The 24,087-nt window shown below is 57.1% G+C and carries 22 protein-coding genes; 10 read left to right on the top strand and 12 right to left on the bottom strand.

The annotated features are described in order from the left end of the window. Positions 1 to 66 precede the first annotated feature (66 nt). The 7 genes from QLG07_RS17865 to mntR form a co-directional block, all read right to left on the bottom strand. Positions 67 to 1,554, bottom strand: a complete 1,488-nt coding sequence (locus QLG07_RS17865) for a sugar porter family MFS transporter (RefSeq protein WP_282469813.1) — start codon at positions 1,552 to 1,554, stop codon at positions 67 to 69. A gap of 131 nt (positions 1,555 to 1,685) precedes the next feature. Then, positions 1,686 to 3,176, bottom strand: coding sequence for a sugar porter family MFS transporter (locus QLG07_RS17860; RefSeq protein ID WP_133624104.1), 1,491 nt, complete (start codon positions 3,174 to 3,176; stop codon positions 1,686 to 1,688). Between the two features lie 465 nt (positions 3,177 to 3,641). Continuing rightward, complete coding sequence (locus QLG07_RS17855; protein WP_048916600.1) at positions 3,642 to 5,189, bottom strand: efflux transporter outer membrane subunit; 1,548 nt, start codon at positions 5,187 to 5,189, stop codon at positions 3,642 to 3,644. 1 nt (position 5,190) lies between these two features. Next, on the bottom strand, positions 5,191 to 6,759 hold the full coding sequence (locus QLG07_RS17850) for a DHA2 family efflux MFS transporter permease subunit (protein WP_048916601.1): 1,569 nt from the start codon (positions 6,757 to 6,759) through the stop codon (positions 5,191 to 5,193). Further along, on the bottom strand, positions 6,756 to 7,883 hold the full coding sequence (locus tag QLG07_RS17845; protein WP_048916602.1) for an HlyD family secretion protein: 1,128 nt from the start codon (positions 7,881 to 7,883) through the stop codon (positions 6,756 to 6,758). The genes QLG07_RS17850 and QLG07_RS17845 overlap by 4 nt, the downstream gene beginning before the upstream one ends. 171 nt (positions 7,884 to 8,054) lie before the next feature. Next, positions 8,055 to 9,170: an SLC13 family permease gene (locus QLG07_RS17840; RefSeq protein WP_187497222.1), complete on the bottom strand. Its 1,116-nt coding sequence runs from the start codon at positions 9,168 to 9,170 to the stop codon at positions 8,055 to 8,057. A 16-nt stretch (positions 9,171 to 9,186) separates the two neighbouring features. Continuing rightward, positions 9,187 to 9,639, bottom strand: a complete 453-nt coding sequence (gene mntR, locus QLG07_RS17835) for a manganese-binding transcriptional regulator MntR (RefSeq protein ID WP_048916604.1) — start codon at positions 9,637 to 9,639, stop codon at positions 9,187 to 9,189. Between the two features lie 522 nt (positions 9,640 to 10,161). Here mntR and QLG07_RS17830 point away from each other — a divergent pair. After that, a complete protein-coding gene (locus tag QLG07_RS17830) occupies positions 10,162 to 11,742 on the top strand; it encodes a sulfatase-like hydrolase/transferase (RefSeq protein WP_282469812.1) in 1,581 nt (526 codons plus the stop codon). Between the two features lie 70 nt (positions 11,743 to 11,812). Here QLG07_RS17830 and ompX read toward each other — a convergent pair whose 3' ends face one another. Next, entirely contained in the window at positions 11,813 to 12,322 is a 510-nt protein-coding gene (ompX, locus tag QLG07_RS17825; protein WP_048916606.1) for an outer membrane protein OmpX, read from the bottom strand. 363 nt (positions 12,323 to 12,685) lie between these two features. Between ompX and rhtA the strand changes: the two genes are divergently transcribed. Together rhtA and dps are read left to right on the top strand one after the other, a co-directional pair. Next, positions 12,686 to 13,582, top strand: a complete 897-nt coding sequence (rhtA, locus tag QLG07_RS17820) for a threonine/homoserine exporter RhtA (protein WP_099754860.1) — start codon at positions 12,686 to 12,688, stop codon at positions 13,580 to 13,582. A 362-nt stretch (positions 13,583 to 13,944) separates the two neighbouring features. Continuing rightward, entirely contained in the window at positions 13,945 to 14,448 is a 504-nt protein-coding gene (dps, locus tag QLG07_RS17815) for a DNA starvation/stationary phase protection protein Dps (protein WP_282469811.1), read from the top strand. A gap of 207 nt (positions 14,449 to 14,655) precedes the next feature. Here dps and QLG07_RS17810 read toward each other — a convergent pair whose 3' ends face one another. Next, on the bottom strand, positions 14,656 to 14,781 hold the full coding sequence (locus QLG07_RS17810; RefSeq protein WP_263575949.1) for a hypothetical protein: 126 nt from the start codon (positions 14,779 to 14,781) through the stop codon (positions 14,656 to 14,658). An 83-nt stretch (positions 14,782 to 14,864) separates the two neighbouring features. Here QLG07_RS17810 and glnH point away from each other — a divergent pair, with 83 nt between their 5' ends. From glnH to ybiO, 4 genes are all read left to right on the top strand, one after another. Then, positions 14,865 to 15,611, top strand: coding sequence for a glutamine ABC transporter substrate-binding protein GlnH (gene glnH, locus QLG07_RS17805; protein ID WP_048916609.1), 747 nt, complete (start codon positions 14,865 to 14,867; stop codon positions 15,609 to 15,611). Positions 15,612 to 15,709: 98 nt separating this feature from the next. Continuing rightward, on the top strand, positions 15,710 to 16,369 hold the full coding sequence (glnP, locus tag QLG07_RS17800; RefSeq protein ID WP_048916610.1) for a glutamine ABC transporter permease GlnP: 660 nt from the start codon (positions 15,710 to 15,712) through the stop codon (positions 16,367 to 16,369). Beyond that, entirely contained in the window at positions 16,366 to 17,088 is a 723-nt protein-coding gene (gene glnQ, locus QLG07_RS17795) for a glutamine ABC transporter ATP-binding protein GlnQ (RefSeq protein ID WP_048916611.1), read from the top strand. The genes glnP and glnQ overlap by 4 nt, the downstream gene beginning before the upstream one ends. A 120-nt stretch (positions 17,089 to 17,208) precedes the next feature. Further along, entirely contained in the window at positions 17,209 to 19,461 is a 2,253-nt protein-coding gene (ybiO, locus tag QLG07_RS17790; protein WP_282469810.1) for a mechanosensitive channel protein, read from the top strand. 124 nt (positions 19,462 to 19,585) lie between these two features. On the opposite strand, the gene rlmF is transcribed toward ybiO, so the two are convergent. Further along, complete coding sequence (gene rlmF / locus QLG07_RS17785; protein ID WP_282469809.1) at positions 19,586 to 20,515, bottom strand: 23S rRNA (adenine(1618)-N(6))-methyltransferase RlmF; 930 nt, start codon at positions 20,513 to 20,515, stop codon at positions 19,586 to 19,588. A gap of 104 nt (positions 20,516 to 20,619) precedes the next feature. Here rlmF and QLG07_RS17780 point away from each other — a divergent pair, with 104 nt between their 5' ends. The 3 genes from QLG07_RS17780 to QLG07_RS17770 all read left to right on the top strand — a co-directional run bounded on the left by QLG07_RS17780 (position 20,620) and on the right by QLG07_RS17770 (position 22,037). Further along, positions 20,620 to 21,249: a flavin reductase family protein gene (locus QLG07_RS17780; protein ID WP_282469808.1), complete on the top strand. Its 630-nt coding sequence runs from the start codon at positions 20,620 to 20,622 to the stop codon at positions 21,247 to 21,249. Next, positions 21,236 to 21,412, top strand: a complete 177-nt coding sequence (locus tag QLG07_RS17775) for a hypothetical protein (protein WP_282469807.1) — start codon at positions 21,236 to 21,238, stop codon at positions 21,410 to 21,412. The genes QLG07_RS17780 and QLG07_RS17775 overlap by 14 nt, the downstream gene beginning before the upstream one ends. Before the next feature lie 100 nt (positions 21,413 to 21,512). Next, positions 21,513 to 22,037 (top strand): 5'-3'-deoxyribonucleotidase, encoded by a 525-nt coding sequence (locus QLG07_RS17770; RefSeq protein WP_282469806.1) that lies wholly within the window; start codon positions 21,513 to 21,515, stop codon positions 22,035 to 22,037. A gap of 24 nt (positions 22,038 to 22,061) precedes the next feature. Here the strand turns inward: QLG07_RS17770 and hutG are convergent, their stop codons facing one another. Both hutG and hutI read right to left on the bottom strand, forming a co-directional pair. Then, positions 22,062 to 22,850 (bottom strand): N-formylglutamate deformylase, encoded by a 789-nt coding sequence (gene hutG / locus QLG07_RS17765; RefSeq protein WP_048916616.1) that lies wholly within the window; start codon positions 22,848 to 22,850, stop codon positions 22,062 to 22,064. Further along, complete coding sequence (hutI, locus tag QLG07_RS17760) at positions 22,847 to 24,076, bottom strand: imidazolonepropionase (RefSeq protein ID WP_282469805.1); 1,230 nt, start codon at positions 24,074 to 24,076, stop codon at positions 22,847 to 22,849. Before hutI ends, hutG begins: the two co-directional genes overlap by 4 nt. Positions 24,077 to 24,087: the final 11 nt, after the last annotated feature.

Here is a 24,087-nt window from a genome sequence, read left to right as displayed (position 1 = left end):
GGAATACAGCAGTCTGGCAGGGGGCGGTGAGAGCAGAAGAGGCCGGGTCTTCCCCGGCCATCTGGATTAGTGAATTTCTGCTTTACGTTCAGGCACGGGCAGCGGCGGCGTGTCCACCTCGTCACTCAGCCAGTCATGCAGATAGTGCTCAATCTGCTCCAGGCTGCGGTTGCGGGTTTCCGGAATGCACTTGATAACAAAGATGCCGGAGATGATGCCGATCAGCGCAAAGATCAGGAAGGCGCCGGAGAGGCCAACGCTGGCCAGCAGCATCGGGAACGCCAGCGAGATCAGGAAGTTGGCGATCCACATCGCGAAGATCGCGCTGCCCATAAACATTCCGCGCAGGCGCGTTGGAAAGATCTCCGACAGCAGCAGCCAGGTCGCCGGCGACAGGAAGCCCTGCTGGAAGCTGAGGAACATCAGCATACCGAGCAGCACCAGGTAGCCGCGCAGCACATCGACCTGGCCGTTGACCGTTTCCGGCATAAAGAAGCTGACCGCCGCGATAAACAGCAAGCTGAAAGTACAGCCGAACTTGCCGATCAGCGTCATGGTACGGCGGCCCATTTTCCCCAGCAGCCAGATGCCTACGCAGACCATCGTCACCGATACCACGCCGTTAGCGATAGTGGCAAACAGCGCCGCGTTGGTACTCATGCCGGTGGCCTTCAGCATGGTCGGCGCGTAGTACATGATGGTATTCACCCCTGAGGTCTGGTTGATCACGGCGATACCAATGCCGATAAGCAGCAGCTTCATCAGCCACGGCTTCGCGAGGTCGCGCAGGCCGGGTTTTCCCTGATTCTCCTCTTCGGCCAGCGTCTCCTCAATCTCTGCCATCTCCCAGTCAACATCCTCTTTCGCGCGGGTGCGCTCCAGCACGCGGCGCGCTTGCGCCAGACGCCCCTGCATCGCATACCAGCGCGGCGTGTCCGGCATAAACATCATGCCAAACCACAGCAGCACGGCGGGCATGGTGGCCACCGCCAGCATCCAGCGCCAGCTTTCATCCCCGCCCCAGGCTGCGTTAAAGCCCGCATTCGAGATATAGGCCAGCAGCTGGCCACTAACGATCATCAGCTCCTGAATGGTGACCAGCTGCCCGCGTTTGTTAGCCGGGGCAATTTCCGCGATGTAGACCGGCACGGTTGCCGATGCGCCACCGACCGCCACGCCGAGGATCAGACGGAAGAAAATCATCCACTCCACGTCCGGCGCCAGCGCGGTACCGATGGAGCCAAGTGCAAAGATAATCGCCAGAGTGATGATGATTTTCTTACGTCCGGCGCTGTTAGCGAAGTGGCCGGAGATCAGTGCGCCAAAAGCGGCACCGAACAGCAGTGAGCTGGTGACCAGCCCGGTGGTAAATGGCGTCAGGTGTAATTCGTCGCCCATAAACAGCAGCGCGCCGGAGATAACGCCGGTATCGTAGCCAAACAGCAGGCCGCCCAGCGTGGCTACCGCCGCAATCACTTTGACGAATGGCTCGGTTCTGCTGCTGCTATTAGGCCCGGAGGCCCGATTGGGGGTGATATAGTGTTCTTTTGCCATAGTGACTTTAGTGACCTCTCATCGACCAGTTAACAGGGTGCTGAGTTCAGTTCACATCAGCAGCGTTAGCCTGAGGTTAACGCTGCACTGCAAGCAGCAGAGCGGGCCAGCCAGCACAGGCCCGCCGGCAATTAATGGTTCTCCGCTTTACGTTTTGTCGCGCTCACTACCGCACTTTCTTCATCGCTGCTCAGCCAGTCACGCAGGTAGTGTTCAATCTGTTCCAGGCTGCGGTTACGGGTTTCAGGAATGCATTTAATGACAAACACCGCACCGCAGATGCCAATCAGACCGAAAATGAAGAAGGCACCCGACAGGCCGACGCTGGCCAGCAGCATCGGGAAAGCCAGCGAGATAAGGAAGTTAGCAATCCACATGGCGAACACCGCCCCGCCCATAAAGACGCCGCGCAGGCGCGTTGGGAAGATTTCCGACAGCAGCAGCCAGGTCACCGGTGAGAGCGCGCCCTGCTGGAAGCTGAGGAACATCAGCATGCCTAACAGCACCATATAGCTGCGCAGCACGTCGACCTGGCCGTTGACCGTTTCCGGCATAAAGTAGCTGACGGCGCCGATGAAGAACAGGCAGGCGGTGCAGCCAAACTGGCCGATTTTCACCATGGTGCGGCGGCCGATTTTGCCCAGCAGCCAGATACCGACAAAGGTCATCAGCACCGAGATTGCCCCATTGGCGATGGTGGCAAACAGCGCCGCATCGGTACTCATCCCCACCGCTTTCAGCATGGTGGGCGCGTAGTACATGATGGTGTTGACGCCTGAGGTCTGCTGAATAACCGCCACGCCCACGCCAATCATAAACAGTTTAAACAGCCAGGGTTTCTTCAGCTCCTGCACGCTGGCGCGCGTCTGCTGCCTGTCCTCTTCCTCCAGCGTTTCGGCGATCTCTTCCAGCTCCCACTCCACATCCTCTTTGGCGCGGGTACGCTCCAGCACGCGGCGCGCCTCGGCCAACCTCCCCTGCATGGCGTACCAGCGCGGCGTATCCGGCATAAACATCATGCCAAACCACAGCAGCACCGCAGGAATGGTGGCCACGGCAAGCATCCAGCGCCAGGTCTCATGACCGCCCCACGCAGCGTTGAACCCCGCGTTAGAGATATACGCCAGCATCTGGCCGGAGACGATCATCAGCTCCTGAATAGTCACCAGCTGCCCGCGCTTATTGGCCGGGGCAATTTCGGCGATATACACCGGCACGGTCGCCGATGCCCCCCCTACCGCCACGCCGAGGATAAGACGGAAGAAAATCATCCACTCAACATTCGGCGCCAGCGCGGTGCCCATCGCGCCGATGGCGAAGATAATCGCCAGCACGATAATGATTTTCTTACGCCCTTGCGCGGCAGCGAAGTGCCCGGAGAACAGCGCGCCAAAAGCGGCACCGAACAGCAGTGAGCTGGTGACCAGCCCGGTGGTGAATGGCGTCAGGTGTAACTCGTCGCCCATAAACAGCAGTGCGCCGGAGATAACGCCGGTGTCGTAACCGAAAAGTAATCCCCCAAGGGTGGCAACCACCGCAATCACCTTTACAAAGGGTTCTGTTTTGGTGGTGCTGTTAGGCCCAGACGCCCGGTTGGGGGTGATATATTGTTCTTTTGCCATGGTGACTACAGTGACCTCTCATCGACCTGGTTGAGTTGGGAAAAGAGGGATGACTCATCATGATTTTTACCCGTTCACCGCCTCTGACCTTAATTTAGATCATATTTTTCATTTCAAACAACAATGAAAATTAAATTTTGAGGCGCACATCTCGCTATTCCAGTGTTAACGTGATTGATTAGACATTATTAGCTTAATTCTGTTGTATTTATGGGAGCTACGCGCATCTAGGATAATTTGAGAACGTTTCATCTCATGTTTCATTATGGATTTTCGTTTCATTTGTAATCAGAAAAGACAGGAAGCCATCAGTGGCTGATAAAAATAAGCCACTTAATTAAGCGTTGAAGAAGGGGATTTAAGCAGGTTAGCCGGGCGAGGCGTGCCCGACCGAAAAAGCCGGGCGAGGCATGCCCGACCGAAAAAAGCCGGGCGAGGCGTGCCTCGCCCCTACGGGAATGGGGGTTACGGATTTTCCGCCGGGCCGAACACCGAATACTGCGGCAGATCGACGTTTTGATACGCTTCCCAGCCGCCGCCCAGCGCTTTATACAGCGCGACGAGGTCGAGACTGCTCTGCACCCTCGCCTGCTCGGCCTGCTGCTGCGCCTGCGCCAGCTGGCGCTGCGCGTCCAACGCTTCGATAAACGTCGACAGCCCCTGACCGTAGCTGTCGCTGGCGAGCTTAAAGGCGTTCTGCAAGGCATCCACCGTATCGTCCAGCCCCTCAACCTGCTGCTGATCGCTGCGGTAGCTCACCAGCGCATTCTCCACATCCTGCAGTGCGGTCAGCACCGTCTGGCGGTAGCCCAGCGCCGCACTGGCCTGCTGCGCGCGTGCCAGCTTGACGCTGGAGACCAGCCGCCCTCCCTGGAAAATTGGGATAGTGACCGACGGACCAAAGCTGTAGAAGTGGCTGCTCCAGTTATCCAGATAGCTGGCATCGCTGTTGCGCATGCCAAATTGTCCGGTCAGCGACAGGCTGGGGAACAGCTCCGCCACCGACACGCCAATATTGGCCGTTGCTGCGTGCAGGCTGGCTTCCGCCTGGCGCACGTCCGGGCGGCGGCGTGCCAGCTGTGACGGCACGCCAACCGGCACCGCTTTAGGCAGCGCAGGCAGCGGTTTGCTTGCCATCAGCTCGCTATCCAGCGCGCCGGGTACTCTGCCGGTCAATACCGCCAGCCCGTTCATCGCCTGATGAATTTGAGCCTGATACTGCGGCAATTGTGCGCGCAGGGAGTTCAGCTGGGCGCGGGCATTCTCCACGTCGGTCTGCGGCGCCAGGCCGTTTTTCTGCTGGCTCTGCGTCAGTTCCAGCGTCTGCTGCGCCACGTCAATCTGGGTTTGCAGCGTCTGCGTAATGGCCTGTGCGCCGCGCAGTTGCAGGTAGGCGCGCGCCACTTCCGCTTCTAACGACACCAGCGCATCGTTGCGATTTTCCACCGACTGCTGCTGCTGCGCGTCGGCCATCTCAACCTGGCGGCGCACTTTGCCCCACAGATCCAGCTCCCATGAGGCATCGAAGCTGCCCTGATATAACCCGACGGGTTTTGACAGGCTGTCGAGCGCCGGGCGCAGATCGGTCTCCGTATTGGCCTGGTCAAGCTGGTCATAAACCCCTTCGGACTCCAGCTCACCCTTGATCCCCAGCTGCTGGCGGGTAAAGCGCGCATTACCGTTTACCGACGGCGCCCACGCGCCGCGCGCCTGATTGAGCTGCTGACGTGCCCCGGCAATGCGCAGCACCGCCTGTTGCAGACTGAGGTTACCTTTTATCGCCCGCTCGATCAGGCTGTCGAGCTGCGGATCGTTAAACGATTTCCACCAGTTGGGGTTAGTGGATGCCGCCAGCGGTCGAGAACCGCCTTCAGACTGCATGCTGTTAAAACTGCCCGGCGTAACCGGCTTCGGCGCCTGGTAATCTGGCCCCACCGCACAGGCGCCGAGCGCCAGCGTTGCCGCGACCAGCAGCGCGCTACGCGAGCGCATAAAAATGGAAGAAACGTTCATGTCAGTGTGCACCTGCACTGCCCTCGCTTTTGATTGGCGCCAGCAGTAAACAAAATGGAATGAGAACCAGGGCGAGGAGGCTCAGCCCCATAAACACATCGATATAGGCGAGGAACCGCGACTGCACGATCATCTGCTGATAGAGCTGGCCGGTGGCGATAGTCACCGGGTCACCGACCGTATGCGCAAAGTCCCTGACGCCCTGCGCCCAGCGTTCAACCGCCAGGTTAAACGGCTCATTGAGCGGGGTCATGTTATGCACCATCTCCGCACTGCGCGCCTGCGAGCGTTCGGTAATCATCGCGGTGGAGAGCGAAATACCGATCGATCCGGCAACGTTGCGGAACATCGTGAACAGCGCCGAGGCATCCGCATTCAGCTTTTGCGGAATGGTGACAAAGGCGATGGTGGTGAGCGGCACGAACAGGAAGCCCAGCCCGATAGTCTGGAAGCTGCGCATCAACACCAGCGTGGTGAAATCAATATTCGGGGTGAGCGTGGCCGAGTAGATAAACGACACGCATAGCAGCGTAAAGCCGAAGGCAATCAGCCAGCGCGTCTGGATAATCGGCATCAGCTTCAGCACCAGCGGGATCGACAGCACGATCAGCACCGCACCGGGGGACAGCACCAGCCCTGAGAGCGTGGCGGTATAGCCCAGATCCTGCTGCGCCAGCTGCGGGATCACCACTGAACTGCCATAGAGGATCGCCGCCATGCCCGCCATCAGCAGGCTGGCAACCGCGAAGTTTTTATCCTTCAGCACGTGCAGGTCAACCACCGGTTTTTTGGCATACAGCAGCCAGTAGATCGCCCCGACAATGCCGGTCAGCGCCAGCAGGGCAAAGGTGACAATGAAACTCGACTGGAACCAGTCTTCATCTTCGCCGCGATCCATCATCACCTGCAGGCAGCCGAGCCCAAGAGTAATCAGGCTGATGCCGATATAGTCGACGCGCAGCTTGCCCTTGGCCCATTTCCGCTCCCATGGCGGATCTTCCAGCAGCTGGTAGATCGCCAGCACGCTAAGAATACCGACCGGGATGTTGATAAAGAACACCCAGCGCCAGCTGTAGTTATCGGTGATCCAGCCGCCGAGCGTCGGGCCGAGCACCGGCGCGACGATAACCGCGATCGATGACAGGCCAAACGCTTTACCCCGGTCGGCAGGCTTGAAGTAGTCAAGCAGCACCGACTGCTGTACCGGCTGTAAGCCGCCGCCGAAGAAGCCCTGCAGCACGCGGAACAGGATGATCTGCCACAGCTCGGTGGCGATGCCGCAGAGGAACGAGCAGACGGTGAACATCACAATGCAGATCAGGAAGAACTGCTTGCGCCCCAGCAGACGGCTGAGGAACGCCGAGATCGGCAGCACGATGCCGTTCGCCACCAGGTACGAGGTCAGCACCCAGGTCGATTCGTCATAGCTGGCCGACAGCGAGCCTGCCACATGCGGCAGCGCCACGTTGACGATGGTGGTGTCGAGGATCTCCATAAACACCGCCAGCGTGACGGTCATCGCGACCAGCCACGGGTTACTGGCTGGTTTCCAGCTCTGGCCGGAACTCATTCCACCGTCACCTTCGGTTCAACCGACAGGCCAATCGGCAGCGGATGATTGGCATCCAGTCCCTTATCAATCACAATCTTCACCGGCACGCGCTGCACGATTTTCACGTAGTTGCCGGTGGCATTTTCAGACGGGAAGGCCGAGAAGCGTGAGCCGGAGCCCATCTGTACGCTGTCGACGTGCCCTTCCACTTTCATGTCCGGCCAGGCATCGATGCCGATCTCCACTTTGTCACCCGGCTTCATGCGTGCCAGCTGCGACTCTTTGAAGTTTGCCACAATCCAGGTATCGGCAGAGACCAGCGAGAATAGCGAAGAACCGGCCTGCACCAGCGTGCCGACCTGCACGTTACGCTTAGTGACGAAGCCATCATACGGCGCACGCACTTCGGTGTAAGAGAGGTTGAGATTGGCGGTATTCAGCTGCGCCTGCGCCTGTTCTACCTGGCTCTGACGCGCTTCGACGTTGGTTTCCTGCTGGCGGATCTGCAATGCCACCTGCGAGGCCACTTCCACCTGGGCCTGGGCGTTCGTCAGCTCGGCACGGGCGCTGCGCAGCTGCGCGCTGGCGGCATCGATATTGCGCTGCGAGGTGGCACGCGGGTCAACGCCGCGCTGACGTTTATAGTCTTCCTGGGCGTTATTATAGTTAGCCTGCGCACGCGCCTGCTGCGCCAGCGCCTGGTCTTTCTGCGCCGGATACTGCACGCGGGCCAGCGCTAACTGCGCCTGCGCCTGATGCAGCTGCGCCTGTGCCAGACCGAGCTGCGCCTGCGCCTGTTCGCGCTGGGCAGTGGCGTCACGCGGGTCTATCACCACCAGCAGATCGCCCTTCTTCACCCGCTGGTTATCCTTCACCTTCAGCTCGGTGACATAGCCCGATGCTTTCGGGGCAATGGTCACTGCGTCCGCCTCGGTGAAGGCATCGTCAGTGGTTTCGATATTGCGGGTGGTGAGCCAGAAGAACAGCGCGACGATAACCATCACCACCACGACCACCGCCAGTATAATCAGTGGCTTCTTGCCGGGGCTTTTGCGCGGTGTCTCATCGTCCTGCGGGTGGTCATTTTGCTGCTGGTTTTCATCATCGGGAACGGAAGGTGTCTGATTAGCCATAATATCCATCAATCAAAAGGCGGTACGAAACCGTAGCCGCAATTATCTACGCAAGGCTGTGTCCCGCAGTGGATCGTGGTCCGAAGGACTGGGGCACAATTACGGAGCAAAGCCTCTATAACGATAGAGGCTAAATTGACAAATGCCAGGCTTTCTTGACGAATACAGATTTGCCTGAGGTCAGGCCGCACGAATTACCATAAGCAGAATCCAGCCACTCGCCAGCGCCCAGGCCAGCATCGGCAGAGAGTAGAGGTGGAAGTGCCACCAGATACTGCGATCTTTCGCCATACGCAGCGCAATCAGATTCGCCAGCGAACCCGGCAGCAGCCCGAAGCCACCGATATTGACCGCCCAGGCCAGCAGCAGAGAAGGCGGCAGACTGCTAAGCAGCAAGATGGTGGCCGGCACGTTGCTGATAACCTGCGACAGCCCGGCGGCCAGCAGATATTGCCCGCCGTGGGAGAGCTGCCCCACGGAGGCTAATGCGCTCTGCAGCACCGGCAGGCGGGTGAGCAGGAACACGTCAATAAACATGGCGATAAACACCACCAGCAGGCTCCAGTCGATGCTGAGCAGAATGCGGCGCGACAGCAGCAGGAAGCTGACAAACACCAGCAGCAGTCCCCAGGCAGCCACATCCAGCTCCAGTGCCACGATAAACAGCACATAGAGCAGCGCGCTTGCCACCAGCAGCCGGCGTTGCCAGGAAGCGTCTTCCTGCCCGGCATGGCGCTCGATTCTCTTTGGCGGGAAACAGATAGCGGTCAGTAGCAGCAGGCTCAGCACCAGCCACGCCGCCAGCGGCAGCATCTGCCAGATAAAACCGGCGAATCCCAGCTCGCCGTGGCGCCATAACAGGATGTTTTGCGGGTTACCGATCGGCGTCAGCAGCGAACCGGCGTTGACCGCCAGCGCTTCAAAGATGATCAGTCGGGCAATCGGCAGTGCGGAGTATTTGCGCAGCGATAAGGTCAGCGGCACCAGGATAAACAGTGCCACGTCATTGGTCAGAAAGGTGGACAGCAGCGCGGCGGCAGCAACCAGAAACAGCGCCAGCTGGCGCTGATGGTGAAAGCCCTGCACCAGTCGGCGCCCCAGCACATCGAAATAGCCGCTGGCTTCGATGCCTTTGGTCAGCATCAGCAGGCCGCACAGGGTCACCATGGTAGGCCAGTCAACGGCACGCGGCAGTTCGGCCAGTTTAAAAGGAACGAAGCAGGCCAGCAGCAGGCCCAGAACCACTAACAAATGCAGAAATCGATCGTGCAAAAAAGGTCTGAGCAGTGAGGTCATGCTGGCGCACCTGGCGTTATTGACGGCTTTCGCTGAATTTTTGGAATATTGCCAGCGTCTCATCGCTGACGTGATGTTCGATACCTTCCGCATCGCGGCGCGCCGTATCCGGGCTGATGCCTAAGGCCAGCAGGAAAGATTCGACGATATGATGGCGTTCGCGGCTCTCTTCAGCCAGCGTTTCACCTTCCGGCGTCAAAAAGACGCCGCGATAAGGCACCTGTTCTACCAGGCCTACGGTAGCAAGGCGCTTAAGCATTTTTGCTACGGTGGGCTGTGACACGCCCAGGCGGGCGGCCATATCGACCTGGCGAGCTTCGCCAAACTCCCGAATCAAATCTGAGATGAGTTCAACATAGTCATCGATCAGCTCACGACGATGTGCTTCACGTACCTGGCGGAAGCCTTCGACATGCTCTTCGATATCTTTCAGTGGCGCGGGCACTGCAACTTTTGCGCGACGACTCATTCAGCTTCCTCTTGTTCTTATCCACTACGACTATAACCCTGCCGCAGCGGTCATTGGTGGCACATTGTAAACGAACCACTGAGAAGCACAAAATTTAGCGTAATAGCACTGGTTAAGAGTTATAGCCTGTGCTATACCTGTAGATAATTCACTCATATCCTGACTGACCGGAGGGCCATCAGATGAAATTACCCCTAATCCTGAAATTATTTAGCCGCTCGCCGTTTACGCTGCGCTTAATGCTGCTGGAAATGTTGACGCATCCGAAGCCTGGTCCCCAGGCTTCTTAAAACCCGCAGACGCTGCCCTTCACTATTTTGTTTGCTGCTTCACAGAACGTATTGATATTGCTGGTTGCCTTTACTCAAAACAGCGATTATCTTGCCAGCCTTTCGTAAAGAGTGCAGGCAGTCGGGCTCCCCCTCCTCCTTATCTTCTGATGTCTTACGAGCTGTATCGGCAGTCAGCGGCTTCGGTGTGCATCGAAGCGGCCGCTTTGGAATGACCTGATAAGAACCAATAATGAACCTGACCTTAATTAAAACTGCGACGGCGGTGCGTTACCGTGCGTGGCTTAGCCCGTATATTGGGCTGTATCTGCTGTTGTCCGTCCTGATCAATCTGTCTTTTGGCTACCCGCTTAGCGGCCTTTACAGCCTGGCATTTTGCGCGCTGCTGATGCTGCTGGCAGCGGTTGCGCCCAGAGCGCAGAAGTGCCTGATTGCTATCGCTGCGCTGCTTGCCGGATTTTACTACCCATTTGGCCAGGTTTATGGCCCGCCGAACTTCAACACCCTACTGGCACTGCACGCCACTAACGCTGAAGAAACCAGTGAGATCCTGGCCATCTTCCCGCTGCACGACTATCTGATTGGGCTGGCTATTCTGGCGCTGGGTCTCGTCGCGCTATGGCGTAAACCGATGCCCGCGCATGGCTGGAGCCACAGGGAGAGCGCCTGCCTGGCATTTGTCGTGGTGGCATGGCTGACCCAGCCGCTGCTCAACCAGATGACCGGCGGCGTATTCAACCTGAAAGACACCGGTATTCCGCTGGCGCGCTTCGTTAAAGACACCGTGGAGAGCAAGTTGTCGGTCGATAAAGAGATCGACCGCATGAACCAGCTGGCAACGCTGAAAGATGACTGGCACGTGACCGCGGTAAAGCCGCACCAGCAGATCTACGTGGTGGTGATCGGTGAAAGCGCCCGCCGCGATGCGCTGGGCGCGTTCGGTGGCCGCTGGGACAACACGCCATTCGCCAGCCAGCTCAACGGGCAGTTTTTCACCCACTACAGCGCTGCGGCCTCATCCACGCAAAAGTCTCTCGGCCTGACGTTGACTCAGGTCGTGGGCGGTAAGCCGGAATATCAGAACAATATTATTACGCTGGCTAACCGCGCCGGATTCGATACCTGGTGGCTCTCCAACCAGGGGCAAATTGGCCAGTTCGATACTCCGATTGCCAGCATTGCCCGCCGGGCAAAAACGGTGCACTTTTTGAAAGATGGGGATTTCGAAGCGGATACAGCCACGCGCGATGAGGACCTGCTGAAGTACACCCTTGAGGCGCTTGCCCGCCCGGTGGATCGCCCGCGCCTGCTGGTTTATCACCTGGTTGGCTCGCATCCGAAAGCCTGCGACCGCACGCGCGGCCGTTACGTAGAACGCCTGCACTCGCTGGAAACCTCCTGCTATCTCTACAGCATTACCCAGACCGACGGTTTTCTGCAGCAGCTTTGGCAACAGCTGCACAGCAGCGGCCTGAGCTTCTCCCTGATCTATTTTTCCGATCACGGCCTGGCACTGAAGGAGAAAGGGACGCGCAATGAGTATCTGACTCATGACGATAAGTATCGCCAGAATTTTGAGGTACCGCTGTTTATCACTTCCAGCGACGACAGCCGACACCAGCCGATCCCTGCTGCACGTTCGGCAAATGATTTCCTGCTGCTGTTCTCCCAGTGGAGCGGCATTCAGGCGCGGGAAATTGCGCCGGGCTATCGGTTTGTTTCCGCTGATAAAGCGCCGCCGATTGAAGTGACCAACTTCAAGCTTCAGCGCCTGCCGTTCAGCCAGCTTCAGCAGGATCCGTTCGGAAAATAGATAAAAAAAATCCGCCCCTTGGGGCGGATTCTTCAGCGCTGAACCGGTAAACGGTTCTGGCGGTGACAACTTAGAAGCTGTAACCTACGCCAGCAGTCCAGGTGCCAACGTCAACGCTGCGGATACGGCTCTGCTCGTAGCCCACGTCCAGAGCGATGTCCTGGATTGGGTTGAACTGCAGGCCAGCACCGTAGGAGAAACCTACGTCGCTTGAATCAGATTTTTCACGGTTTGGTTCGTTGTACTGGTATTTACCGTAGCCGATACCTACAACACCGTAGATGCTTGCCCAGTCGTTCAGACGGTAAGCTGGACCACCAGTGATGCCGTAGTACTGGCCCTTGATGTAGTCGCCTGCGTCAGTACGATCTTTCTCTGTGTAAGTGAAAGAGCCGATGTAGCCCAGAGCATCGCTGCCGTTTTCGTAGCGGTACTTCAGGTTGAAGCCGTTAGCTTTGTTAGCAACGCCCTGATAGTCGCTCTGCGCATAACCAGCAGAAACGGTGCTTTTTGCCATTGCTGAACCAGCAGATACTGCCAGAACGCAAGCCAGTGCTGAAAGACATGCAATTTTTTTCATAAACCACCTCAAATGTGAAAGTACTTCTCTCCTGACAACGCTGAAAATATAACAAAAAACAGCAAGAAACTCTGCCCTGATTTCATTGTCTAATGAAAAGTTTGGTGTAACAGAAAGTTAATGATGCAATGTATGTCATTCTTTTTACTTATGATTATCACCAAATCCTGCCGGGCAATTATTACTGTAAAAAAAGGTTCATTGAGATAATTCCTAATTGATTTTGACATTTCTTTACCAGAATGGCCCTATTTTCACCCTTTCCTGACAATTTTTTTGCCCGCTCACAGCGTTTTTTTTCGCCTTACAGTACACTGAGGCCGTCATTTTCATGTCACGGATCAACAAAGGCTGGAATACAGGATGTCCTTAACTCATGCAAAGCACGCTGTCTGGTTACCGGTTCTGGTACTCATCATTGCAATGACTTCGATTCAGGGAGGCGCCGCGCTGGCGAAAACCCTGTTTCCGACCGTGGGCGCGCCGGGTATCACTGCGCTGCGACTTGGGCTGGGCACCCTGATACTGTGCCTGATTTTCAAACCCTGGCGCTTGCGATTCAGCCGCAGCCAGCTGGTACCGCTGGCAATCTATGGTCTGGCGCTCGGCGGGATGAATTATAGCTTTTATCTGGCGATCCGCACCGTTCCCCTCGGCATTGCCGTGGCGCTGGAGTTCACCGGTCCGCTGGTGCTGGCGCTGATGGGTTCGCGCCGACCGCTGGATTTTATCTGGGTGGCGCTGGCGGTGGTCGGCCTTTACTTCTTACTGCCAATCGGCCACGACATCGGAAGTGTAGATCCAGAAGGGGCGTTGCTGGCCCTCACCGCGGGCGCACTGTGGGCGCTGTATATCCTTGCCGGGCAGCGGGCGGGCAGTCAGCACGGACCTGCCACCGTCGCGGCGGGGTCGCTGATTGGTTCACTGGTGTTTGTTCCGCTCGGGCTGATTTATGCCAACCCCGGGGTCTGGACGCTCTCTTTAATTCCGATTGGCCTGGCGATAGCCGTGCTCTCCAGCGCCCTGCCCTACTCGCTGGAAATGGTGGCCCTGACGCGCCTGCCGGCTAAAACGTTCGGGACGTTAATGAGCCTGGAACCGGCGATGGCGGCCATTTCAGGCATGCTGTTTTTGGGTGAGGTTCTGAGCCTGGTACAGTGGCTGGCGCTGCTGGCTATCATTGCCGCCTCGGCGGGCTCTACCTTGACCATGCGCCCGTCGAAGCAAAAAATCGACCCGGTCAGTGAGCTAAGAGAATAAACGGTTCTCACCTGCTGGTATAATCGCTGCCGGGTGAGAATTATCTTATTAGTTAATAACAAAATACCCTCAGGTGAATAAAAGGTTAATTACTCCTCTCTGACATATTTTGTTATTCTTTTAATTAAAAAAATAAAGCCAGCAGCATGATAAAAATAAAGCCATTACAAAACAACAAGATAAAACCACAATAACAATGAAAATCATTCTTATCCTTATTTAAAAAAGGACCAGTTTACGTTTATTTAGTCAACAGCGTGCTGCTATCCCATCAATAGGCGCTAACTTCCGGGCAGGCTTTAAAAGCGGTGCTATACTTAATCCCGTATTTAGGACAACCTGACTATTAAGAGGATATTAATATGAGTACCGCTAAACTGGTTAAAGCAAAATCTTCCGAACTGATTTACACCCGTAACGACGTGGCTGAAGACGAGAAAAAAGCCACTATCGAGGTGCTTAATCGTCTGGTTACCGAGTTTATCGATCTGTCGCTGATCACCAAGCAGGCGCACTGGAACATGCGTGGCGCGAACTTTATCGGCGTGCATGAGATGCTGGATGGATTCCGCACCGCAATTACCGAGCACCAGGACACCATTGCAGAACGTGTGGTGCAGTTAGGTGGCGTGGCGCTGGGCACAGTGCAGATCGTGAAGGATAAAACTCCGCTGAAAAGCTACCCGCTGAATATTCACAGCGTGCAGGATCACCTGAAAGCGCTGGCTGACCGCTACGCAGTGGTTGCTAACGATACGCGCAAAGCGATTAGCGAAGTGCCGGATGAAGACACCGCCGATATCTTCACCGCGGCTTCTCGCGACCTCGATAAGTTCCTGTGGTTTATCGAATCTAACATCGAATAATTCCGTTACTGCGCCCTGTCCGGCGCAGCTTTTGGAAACCCTGAACCCTAAGCAGCTGCCGCGTCAGCTGCTTTTTTTTACCCACCGCTCCCAGCAGCCGCCCGGCAAATTGAGCGCTTCTCCCCCCTTTCCAGGTTAAAAATCAGAACTCCATAGCAATAAATTGTTACCGTGCGACATTATCTGTTGTCTTTATCCGATAATTTGTTAAAACTGCCCTGCACCACAAAAAACATCACGCACCAAAACAAGGCACCAAAAGAGTGCAACAGCCTGAATCGTATCAGCTGCTTTAAGAAAAATCGCAATTAACCCGCTGTTTTTCATCGTCATTGCAAACCTGGCACGATTCTTCCATAGGGCTGCGGGCATTTAATTGGGAAAGACCTTTCCTGAAAAGCGATAAGGATAAAATGATGAAGTCAATTTTTAAGGTTTCACTTGCCGCGCTGACGCTGGCATTTGCTATGTCTTCCACAGCTGCCGACAAAAAGCTGGTCGTTGCTACCGACACCGCTTTCGTCCCTTTTGAATTCAAACAGGGTGACAAGTATGTCGGTTTCGACATCGACCTGTGGGATGCCATCGCGAAGCAGCTGAATATGGAATACACCCTGAAGCCAATGGATTTCAGCGGCATTATTCCTGCACTGCAAACCCGTAATGTTGACCTTGCGCTGGCCGGTATCACCATTACTGACGAACGTAAGAAAGCGATCGAATTCTCCGACGGTTATTACAAAAGCGGCCTGCTGCTGATGGTGCGTGCCGACAACGACAAAGTGAAAAGCATCAAAGACATGGAAGGCAAAGTGCTGGCAGTGAAAAGCGGCACCGGTTCGGTTGATTACGCAAAAGAGCACATCAAAACCAAAGAGCTGAGTCAGTTCCCGAACATTGACAACGCCTATATGGAACTCGGTATTGGCCGTGCTGACGGCGTGCTGCACGATACGCCAAATATCCTCTATTACATCCATACCGCTGGTAAAGGTAAGTTCAAAACCGTCGGTGACTCTATTGAAGCACAGCAGTACGGTATCGCGTTCCCGAAAGGCAGCGACGACCTGCGTGAAAAAGTGAACGGCGCGCTGAAAACGCTGCGCGACAACGGCACTTACAACACACTGTACAAAAAATGGTTCGGCAGCGAACCTAAATAATTATAAAAACAGCTTTTAGCTTAAACGCAGAGAACGGGATTTCTGCCTCTGCGTTTTTTCCACTTCAACAAAAATGGTTTTAGATCCGGAGAATTAACATGCAGTTTGACTGGAGCGCCATCTGGCCTGCTATTCCAATCCTGCTTGAAGGCGCCAAAATGACCCTGTGGATTTCGGTCCTGGGCCTGCTGGGCGGCGTGATTATCGGCCTGGCCGCTGGCTTTGCCCGCGCTTACGGCGGCTGGATTTCACGTAACATCGCGCTGGTCTTTATCGAGCTGATCCGTGGCACCCCGATTGTGGTGCAGGTGATGTTTATCTATTTTGCTCTGCCTATGGCACTACCTGACTTCAGAATCGACGCGTTGACCGCTGCAGTGGTCACGATCATGATCAACTCCGGCGCCTACATCGCGGAAATTACCCGTGGTGCGGTGCTGTCGATCAACCGTGGCTTCCGTGAAGCCGGTCTGGCGCTGGGCCTCTCCAGCCGCGAGACGCTGCGCTACGTGATTATGCCGCTGGCGCTGCGCCGCATGCTGCCACCGCTGGGTAACCAGTGGATTGTCAGCATCAAAGACACCTCGCTGTTTATCGTCATTGGCGTGGCGGAACTGACCCGTCAGGGCCAGGAAATTATTGCCGGTAACTTCCGCGCGCTGGAGATCTGGAGCGCCGTTGCCGTTATTTATCTGATTATTACGCTGGTGCTGAGCTTTGTTCTGCGTCGCCTTGAGAGAAGGATGAAAATCCTGTGATTGAATTTAAAAACGTATCCAAGCACTTCGGTGCTACCCAGGTGCTGCACAACATCGATCTGAAAATCAATCAGGGTGAAGTGGTGGTGATTATCGGGCCATCCGGCTCCGGTAAATCCACGCTGCTGCGCTGCATTAACAAGCTGGAAGAGATCACCAGCGGCGATCTGATCGTCGATGGCAAAAAGGTTAACGACCCAAAAGTTGATGACCGCCTGATCCGTCAGGAAGCCGGGATGGTATTCCAGCAGTTCCATCTGTTCCCACAGATGAGCGCGCTGGATAACGTCGCTTTTGGCCCTATCCGCGTGCGCGGCACGAAGAAAGCCGAAGCCCAGCGCCTGGCGCGTGAGCTGTTGGGCAAAGTCGGGCTGGCCGAGCGCGCCAACCACTTCCCTTCCGAGCTTTCCGGTGGTCAGCAGCAGCGCGTGGCGATTGCCCGTGCGCTGGCGGTTAAACCGAAGATGATGCTGTTTGATGAGCCAACCTCGGCCCTCGACCCGGAGCTGCGCCACGAGGTGCTGAAAGTGATGCAGGACCTCGCCGAAGAAGGCATGACGATGGTGATCGTCACGCACGAAGTGGGCTTCGCCCAGAAAGTGGCTTCGCGCCTGATCTTTATCGATAAGGGCCGCATCGCCGAGGATGGTAATCCTGACGAGTTGATCAGCAACCCGCCAAGCGACCGTCTGCGTGAGTTCCTGCAGCACGTGTCGTAATCTGTTCAGGGGCGGCGCCCGCTGCCCCTGCTTTCAATTTATCGCAAAATGCCCTCTTCCTCCCCCACCCGATAATCAGGGTCTATACTTTTCTGCTTTGCGCTACCCGAGGAGAAGAGGATGACAGGATTCGCCAGCACGCTGCGTATCACATTGCTGCTGCTGCTGTTTATCGGTGTGCCGCAGTCACAGGCCGTCAGCCTGCCCGCCGCCGCCGTTGCCGCTTCACACTCCCAGCAGAACAGCGATACTCAGGCCGAGCCGGATCTTAATGATAAAAAAGCCGCCTATGCTGCGCTGGCAAATATTCTCGCTGACGACCCGTCGCGCCAGGAGCTGATTGCACAGTTGCGAAACGCCGCTGCCGCGCAGCCGTCGGGCAAAGCGCCGCTGCTCACGCCCCCGAAAGAGGATGAAGATAAAACCGTGTTGCAGGGCGTCACCGGCGTCAGCCGCCACTTTGGCGCCGAGTTTGCCTCACGCCTGCAGCAGCTGCACAGCAGCATCGTTAATGCTCCGCATAAGCCCTTTAATCATCAGACATTTTTCAACGCGCTGAGCCATTTCGCCATGCTGGCGGGCGCGCTATTTACGTTCTACTGGCTGGTGCGCTGGGCGGTCTCCCCACTGTACCGCCGCATGGGCGCGTGGGGGCGGCAGAAGAATGCCGACCGCCGCAGCTGGCTGCACCTGCCGGGGATGATTGCCGCGGCCTTTATCATTGACCTGCTGCTGCTGGCGCTGGCGCTGGTCGTCGGGCAGATCCTCAGTGACAATATGAACGCCGGGAGCCGCACCATCGCCTATCAGCAGGGGCTGTTCCTTAACGCCTTTGCGCTCATTGAATTCTTCAAGGCTATCCTGCGCCTGATGTTCTGCCCGCGCTTTCCCGAGCTGCGCTTCTTCCACCTCTCCGACGGCCGCGCTCACTACTGGAATACGCGCCTGAGCTGGTTGAGCGGGCTGATTGGCTACGGCCTGCTGGTGATTGTGCCGATTGTGGCGAATCAGGTGAACGTGCAGGTTGCAGCGCTGGTTAACGTGGCGATCATGGGGCTGATCACCCTGTGGGCGCTGTATCTGATTTTCCATAACCGACGCAATATCCAGCAGGCGCTGGCGCGCCTGGCAGACCGCTCGCTCTCTTTCTTTGCGCTGTTTATCCGTGCGTTTGCGCTGGTGTGGCACTGGCTGGCGAGCGCCTACTTTATTGCGCTGTTCCTGTTTTCAATGTTCAACCCTGGCGACAGCCTGCAGTTTATGATGGCCGCCACAGTGCGCTCGCTGGCGATTGTCGGCATCGGCGCGCTGGTTTCCGGCATGCTGACGCGCTGGATTGGCAAAACTATCGTGCTCTCCCCGGAGCTGCGGCGTAACTACCCCGAGCTGCAAAGCCGGGTCAACGGTTGGGTGTCGGCAATGCTCAAGCTGGCGCGCGTGATCACCGTGTTTGCCGTCACCCTGCTGCTGCTTAATGCCTGGAACCTGTTTGATCTGTGGCACTGGCTGACGGTCGGCGCGGGCGAGAAGCTGGTGGATATTCTGATCCGCATCGTGGTGATCCTGTTCTTCTCCGCCGTGGGCTGGACGCTGCTGGCCAGCATGATCGAAAGCCGGCTGGCGTCTGACTCGCACGGACGGCCGATGCCGAGCGCCCGCGCGCGTACCCTGCTGACGCTGTGCCGTAATGCACTGGCGGTAATTATCAGTACCATCACCATCATGATCCTGCTGTCGGAGATTGGCGTGAATATCGCCCCGCTGCTGGCAGGGGCCGGGGCGCTGGGCCTGGCCGTGTCGTTTGGTTCGCAGACGCTGGTGAAGGATATTATTACCGGCATCTTTATCCAGTTCGAGAACGGCATGAATACCGGCGATCTGGTGACCATTGGCGCCATCACCGGCACCGTGGAGCGCATGTCTATCCGCTCGGTCGGCGTGCGTCAGGATACCGGGGCTTACCATATTATCCCGTGGTCTTCGATTACCACCTTTGCCAACTTCGTGCGCGGCATCGGTTCGTTTGTCGCCAACTATGATGTTGACCGTCGTGAAGAGACTGAAAAGGTGAACGCCACGCTGCAGGCGGCGGTGAAGGAGCTGCTGGAAGACGAGAGCATTCGCGGTATGGTGATCGGCGAGCCGTCATTTGCCGGGCTGGTCGGGCTGACCAATCAGTCATTTACCGTGCGCGTGTCGTTTACTACTCAACCACTGAAGCAGTGGACGGTGCGTTTCGCGCTGGATGGCATGGTGAAGAAGCACTTTGATAAGGCAGGCATTAAGGCACCGCACCAGACGGTGCAGGTGATGCAGAGCGGGGTCGATATTGAAGGTGCCGCCAGTTATAAAGCACTGACGGCACCGGAGTAAGTTATGGCAACTTTACGCAACCAAAATATTTGGAGTTGTGGCAAGGCGGCAAATACGTGAGTCCCCAGGAGCTTACTTTAGTAAGTGACTGGGGTGAACGCATGCAGCCAACGCAGCTACGGCTTCAAAGATGAAGGTTGCGTGTGCGCTGCGGCTGTTCCATAAAAGTCCAGGCAATAAAGCGGCTTTGTTTCTGCCCCTGGGCCATATCGATGGTGCGCACGGCGGCGACGTCGGCCTCTTCCAGCGCGCGCCACAGCTCCGGCAGGTGCTCTTTGCGCGATACCAGCGTGGTGAACCACACGCACTGGCGGGCAAAGCTGACGCTCTCCTCGATCATGCGCAGGATAAAGGCCACTTCGCCGCCTTCGCACCACAGTTCGTCCTGCTGGCCGCCGAAGTTGAGCGGGGATTTACGGTCCAGGCCGAGGTTGCGCAGCTTACGCTGGCTGCCCTGATGCGCCTCTTCCGCCGAGGCGTGGAACGGCGGGTTACACAGCGTGGCCTGATAGAAGTCACTTTTGTGGATCACGCCGTTGAAGATCGCTTTGGGGTCTTTCTGGCGGCGCAGACGGATAGCGCGATTCAGGCCCGGATTCGCGGCAATAATGCCGTTAGCGCCGGCCATCGCCTGCTCGTTCACTTCGCTGCCGGTAAAGCGCCACTGGTATTCACTGTGGCCAATCAGCGGGTAGATCAGGTTGGCGCCGCAGCCGACGTCCAGCACGTTAATTTCACGCAGCACCACGCGGCGGTTATCTTCCGCCAGCAGGTCGGCCAGGTGGTGGATGTAGTCAGCGCGCCCCGGCACCGGCGGGCAGAGAAAACCCGGGGGGATATCCCAGTGGGCGATGCCGTAAAAATGGTGCAGCAGCGCCTGATTCAGCGCCTTCACCGCGTCCGGGTTGGCGAAGTCGATTGACTCGCTGCCCCAGTTGTTGACCGCCACAAACGGTGCCAGCGGGGGATGGCTGGCAATCAGCGCAGCGAAATCATAGCGGCCGCTGTGGCGGTTACGCGGGTGAAGCACATTTTTTTCGACGGGGGTTTTCATTGGCGGCTCTCTTATCGGCAGGCGCGTAAGATACCTGCTGTGGTAATAATGGTAAACCACTGACGCCATTTTTCCGCGTTACACAATTTTTTCAGGGAGGTTTTATGTCACGTACACGCTATTCCTATCAACCGAAGCTGGGCCACGGCCTGCCGCACGATCCGCTGAATGCGATTATCGGCCCGCGCCCGATTGGCTGGATCAGTTCGCAAAACGCCAGCGGGCAGCGCAATCTGGCGCCCTACAGCTTCTTTAACTGCTTTAACTACCGCCCGCCGATCATCGGCTTCGCCAGCAGCGGCTGGAAAGACAGCGTGGCCAATATCCAGGAGACCGGCGAATTTGTCTGGAACCTCGCGACCCGCCCGCTGGCAGTGCCGATGAATGAAAGCTCAGCCTCGCTGCCGCACGGCGAAGATGAGTTCACTTATGCCGGTCTGACGGCTGTCCCTGCCACGCAGGTGAATGTCAGCATGGTGGCGGAAAGCCCGGTCAATTTTGAGTGCCGCCTGTCGCAGTGCATTCAGTTGCAGAGTGCCGACGGTGAACAGATCCCGACCTGGCTGGTGCTGGGCGAAGTGGTGGCGATTCATATTGATGATGAGCTGCTGGTCGACGGTATCTATCAGACGGCGAAGGCCGAACCGATCCTGCGTGCCGGCGGCCCAAGCGCCTATTACGGCATCAGCGAGGCGCTACGCTTTGATATGGTCAGGCCGGATGCGCGCAAGTAGATATTCACCGCTTTTTTGCGATCGGTGTCGGGCGCTGGCGTTTGCCATTACCGAACTCACCCACCCCATTGCCCGCGATGTGCTGCACTGGATACGGGTTGAACGGCTGGATATGCTGAGCCTGCGTTTTGAGCCGCAGGAAGTGGTGCTGGAACTGGCCTAATTTCAGCGCATTGAGGCTGTAAATGAAGCCCGTCGCCTTTACGCGATGGGCTTTTTTGTTATCATGCGGGGCTGAATAACAGAGAAGTCATGGAGTGATTATGAAACGCATTGCTATCGATATGGATGAGGTTATCGCTGACTTTCATCCTAAAATGGTAAAAACATGGAACAGTCATTTTTCCCAACGGCTGACGCCCGAAGAGTTGAACCTGTTTCAGCTGCACCAGGATGACCCTGACCGGCTGGGAGAACTTTTTGAGCTGGTCGTGAGCGACCCGACATTCTTTGCTGACCTCGACGTTATCGAAGACAGCCAGCGGGTGATTGCCCGGCTGAGCGAGCGGTACGAGATTTTTATTACCACCGCCGCAATGGAGGTCCCGACCTCGTTTAACGCCAAATTTCAGTGGCTGAAGACGCATTTCCCTGATATCAGACCAAGCCATATTGTGTTCTGCGGCAACAAAAGTATTATCAATGCCGATTATATGATCGACGACAATGCGTTTAACTTCGTCAATTTCTGCGGGGAAGGCCTTCTCTATTCTGCGCCACACAACCGTCTGGTTACGGGCTACCGTCGCGTGGAAAACTGGCGAGATATTGAAACCCTGCTGCTGTAGCAGCAGGGCCTGACCGCAGGCGCGTTAGCGGTTGTGATACTGCAACAGCGTGTCAATCAGCTGCTGCAGCAGCGGCTGCAGCTGAGCCGCTTTATCCCCACGCCATTTGAACGGCGGTGCTTCTTCCATGTAGTTACACTGCGCCAGTTCCAGCTGCACCGCGTGCTGGTTCTCCTGCGGTTTGCCATAGGCGCGCGTAATGTATCCCCCCTTGAAGCGCCCGTTCAGCACCCAGCTAAACTGCGACTGTGCGCCACAGCGCGCGGTCAGCTGTTGCGCCAGACGTGGGCTGCAGCTTGCCCCGTCGTTGGTGCCGAGATTCAGGTCAGGCAGCTGCCCCTCGAACAGGCGGGGGATCACTGAAGCGATCGAGTGGGCATCAAACAGCAGCGCATAGCCGTGCTGCTGCTTGATACGCGCCAGCTCCTGCTGAATTTTGCCATGATACGGCTGCCAGATATGCTGCAGATAGCCCGCCCGCTGCTGCGGAGTTGGCGTCATGCCCGGCTTGAAAGTCGGCGTGCCGTCAAACAGCGTTTCCGGGTACAGACCCGTGGTGGCCGTAGTGTAGAGTGCCTGATTATCCGGCGGACGGTTCAAATCGATCACAAAGCGTGAATAGTTTCCCACCAGCACGCTGACGCCCATCTCACGGGCGAAATCGTACAGTTTTGGAATGTGCCAGTCGGTATCCGGCAAACCTTTTGCCGCATCACTCAGCCCGGCTTCCACTTCTGGTGTTAACAGCGTTCCCGCGTGGGGAATACTCAGCAGCAGCGGCAGTTTACCGGCGCTGAATTGAAAAGCGTTCATCGTTGTTCTCCTCGGTCTGCACCTCTAAACACCACCCGGCACGGCAGCTGCCCGCCGAGCCAGTAAACCAGTTCTGCCGGGCGCGTCAGCGGCCAGTGCACAAAGTCCGCCAGCTTTCCGACCTCCAGCGAGCCTATCCGCTCGGCCAGCCCCAGCGCGCGCGCGCCGTGCAGCGTGACGCCAGCCAGCGCCTCTTCCGGCGTCATGCCGAATAGCGTACAACCCATATTGAGCATCAGGCGCAGCGACAGCGCGGGCGAGGTGCCCGGATTGGCATCGCTCGCCAGCGCCATCGGCACCTGATAGCGGCGGAACAGTTCAACCGGAGGATGCTGCTTTTCGCGCAGCAGGTAGAAGGCACCCGGCAGCAGCACTGCCACCGTGCCGTGTTGCGCCATCGCCGCCACGTCACGTTCAGTGGCGTATTCAAGATGGTCAGCGGACAGCGCGTTAAACCCTGCTGCCAGCGCACCGCCGCCCAGAGAAGAGAGCTGCTCAGCGTGCAGTTTAACCGGCAGGCCAAGCTGTTGTGCAGCGCTGAATACCCGGCTAACCTGCTCAGGTGAAAACGCCAGATGCTCACAGAAAGCGTCAACCGCATCCGCCAGCTTCTCTTTAGCGACCTGCGGCAGCAGCTGCTGGCAAATCACCTCCACCCAGGCATCGGGCTGGTCTTTGTATTCCGGCGGCACCGCATGCGCCGCTAAACAGGTGGCTTCCACCTGCGCGGGCACTTCTGTAGCCAGCTGACGGATGGCTTTTAGCATGCGCAGCTCACTGTCAATCTCCAGCCCATAACCGGACTTAATCTCGACGGTGGTGACCCCCTCTGCCAGCAGATGCCCCAGGCGCTGACGGGCGCTGGCCACCAGCGTATCCTGCGACGCCGCCCGCGTCGCGCGTACCGTAGAGATAATCCCCCCGCCCTGCGCAGCAATCTCGCTGTAGCTGACGCCGTTCAGTCGCTGCTCAAATTCGTGACTGCGGTCGCCGCCAAAGACCAGGTGGGTATGACAATCCACCAACCCTGGCGTAACGATACCGCCGCCAAGGTCGGTACGCTGCTGCGCCACAATATGCGCACTTTGTGATAAAGGCCCGATCCAGACGATTTTTTCGCCACTCACGGCGATCGCGCCCTGTTCAATAATGCTATAGCGCCCGTCGCGCATAGTGACGATATCGGCGCCGAACCATAAATGGTCACAGCTGAGTTGCTGGTTCATCCGCTCTCCTG

It is taken from the genome of Erwinia sp. V90_4, assembly GCF_029967685.1.
GTDB lineage: Bacteria > Pseudomonadota > Gammaproteobacteria > Enterobacterales > Enterobacteriaceae > Erwinia > Erwinia aphidicola.
Note: the sequence above shows the minus strand (reverse complement) of the source record. Positions and strands in the feature narration are given on the sequence as shown.

Coding starts and splice junctions, on each gene's coding strand:
- ybiO (WP_282469810.1), top strand. CDS start 17,209: ATGACAGGATTCGCCAGCACGCTGCGTATCACATTGCTGCTGCTGCTG.
- QLG07_RS17780 (WP_282469808.1), top strand. CDS start 20,620: ATGTCACGTACACGCTATTCCTATCAACCGAAGCTGGGCCACGGCCTG.
- QLG07_RS17865 (WP_282469813.1), bottom strand. CDS start 1,554: ATGGCAAAAGAACACTATATCACCCCCAATCGGGCCTCCGGGCCTAAT.
- QLG07_RS17845 (WP_048916602.1), bottom strand. CDS start 7,883: ATGGATATTATGGCTAATCAGACACCTTCCGTTCCCGATGATGAAAAC.
- ompX (WP_048916606.1), bottom strand. CDS start 12,322: ATGAAAAAAATTGCATGTCTTTCAGCACTGGCTTGCGTTCTGGCAGTA.
- QLG07_RS17830 (WP_282469812.1), top strand. CDS start 10,162: ATGAACCTGACCTTAATTAAAACTGCGACGGCGGTGCGTTACCGTGCG.
- QLG07_RS17855 (WP_048916600.1), bottom strand. CDS start 5,189: ATGAACGTTTCTTCCATTTTTATGCGCTCGCGTAGCGCGCTGCTGGTC.
- glnP (WP_048916610.1), top strand. CDS start 15,710: ATGCAGTTTGACTGGAGCGCCATCTGGCCTGCTATTCCAATCCTGCTT.
- QLG07_RS17850 (WP_048916601.1), bottom strand. CDS start 6,759: ATGAGTTCCGGCCAGAGCTGGAAACCAGCCAGTAACCCGTGGCTGGTC.
- QLG07_RS17840 (WP_187497222.1), bottom strand. CDS start 9,170: ATGACCTCACTGCTCAGACCTTTTTTGCACGATCGATTTCTGCATTTG.
- hutI (WP_282469805.1), bottom strand. CDS start 24,076: ATGAACCAGCAACTCAGCTGTGACCATTTATGGTTCGGCGCCGATATC.
- rlmF (WP_282469809.1), bottom strand. CDS start 20,515: ATGAAAACCCCCGTCGAAAAAAATGTGCTTCACCCGCGTAACCGCCAC.
- hutG (WP_048916616.1), bottom strand. CDS start 22,850: ATGAACGCTTTTCAATTCAGCGCCGGTAAACTGCCGCTGCTGCTGAGT.
- QLG07_RS17770 (WP_282469806.1), top strand. CDS start 21,513: ATGAAACGCATTGCTATCGATATGGATGAGGTTATCGCTGACTTTCAT.
- QLG07_RS17810 (WP_263575949.1), bottom strand. CDS start 14,781: ATGACGATGAAAAACAGCGGGTTAATTGCGATTTTTCTTAAAGCAGCT.
- rhtA (WP_099754860.1), top strand. CDS start 12,686: ATGTCCTTAACTCATGCAAAGCACGCTGTCTGGTTACCGGTTCTGGTA.
- mntR (WP_048916604.1), bottom strand. CDS start 9,639: ATGAGTCGTCGCGCAAAAGTTGCAGTGCCCGCGCCACTGAAAGATATC.
- glnH (WP_048916609.1), top strand. CDS start 14,865: ATGAAGTCAATTTTTAAGGTTTCACTTGCCGCGCTGACGCTGGCATTT.
- QLG07_RS17860 (WP_133624104.1), bottom strand. CDS start 3,176: ATGGCAAAAGAACAATATATCACCCCCAACCGGGCGTCTGGGCCTAAC.
- dps (WP_282469811.1), top strand. CDS start 13,945: ATGAGTACCGCTAAACTGGTTAAAGCAAAATCTTCCGAACTGATTTAC.
- QLG07_RS17775 (WP_282469807.1), top strand. CDS start 21,236: ATGCGCGCAAGTAGATATTCACCGCTTTTTTGCGATCGGTGTCGGGCG.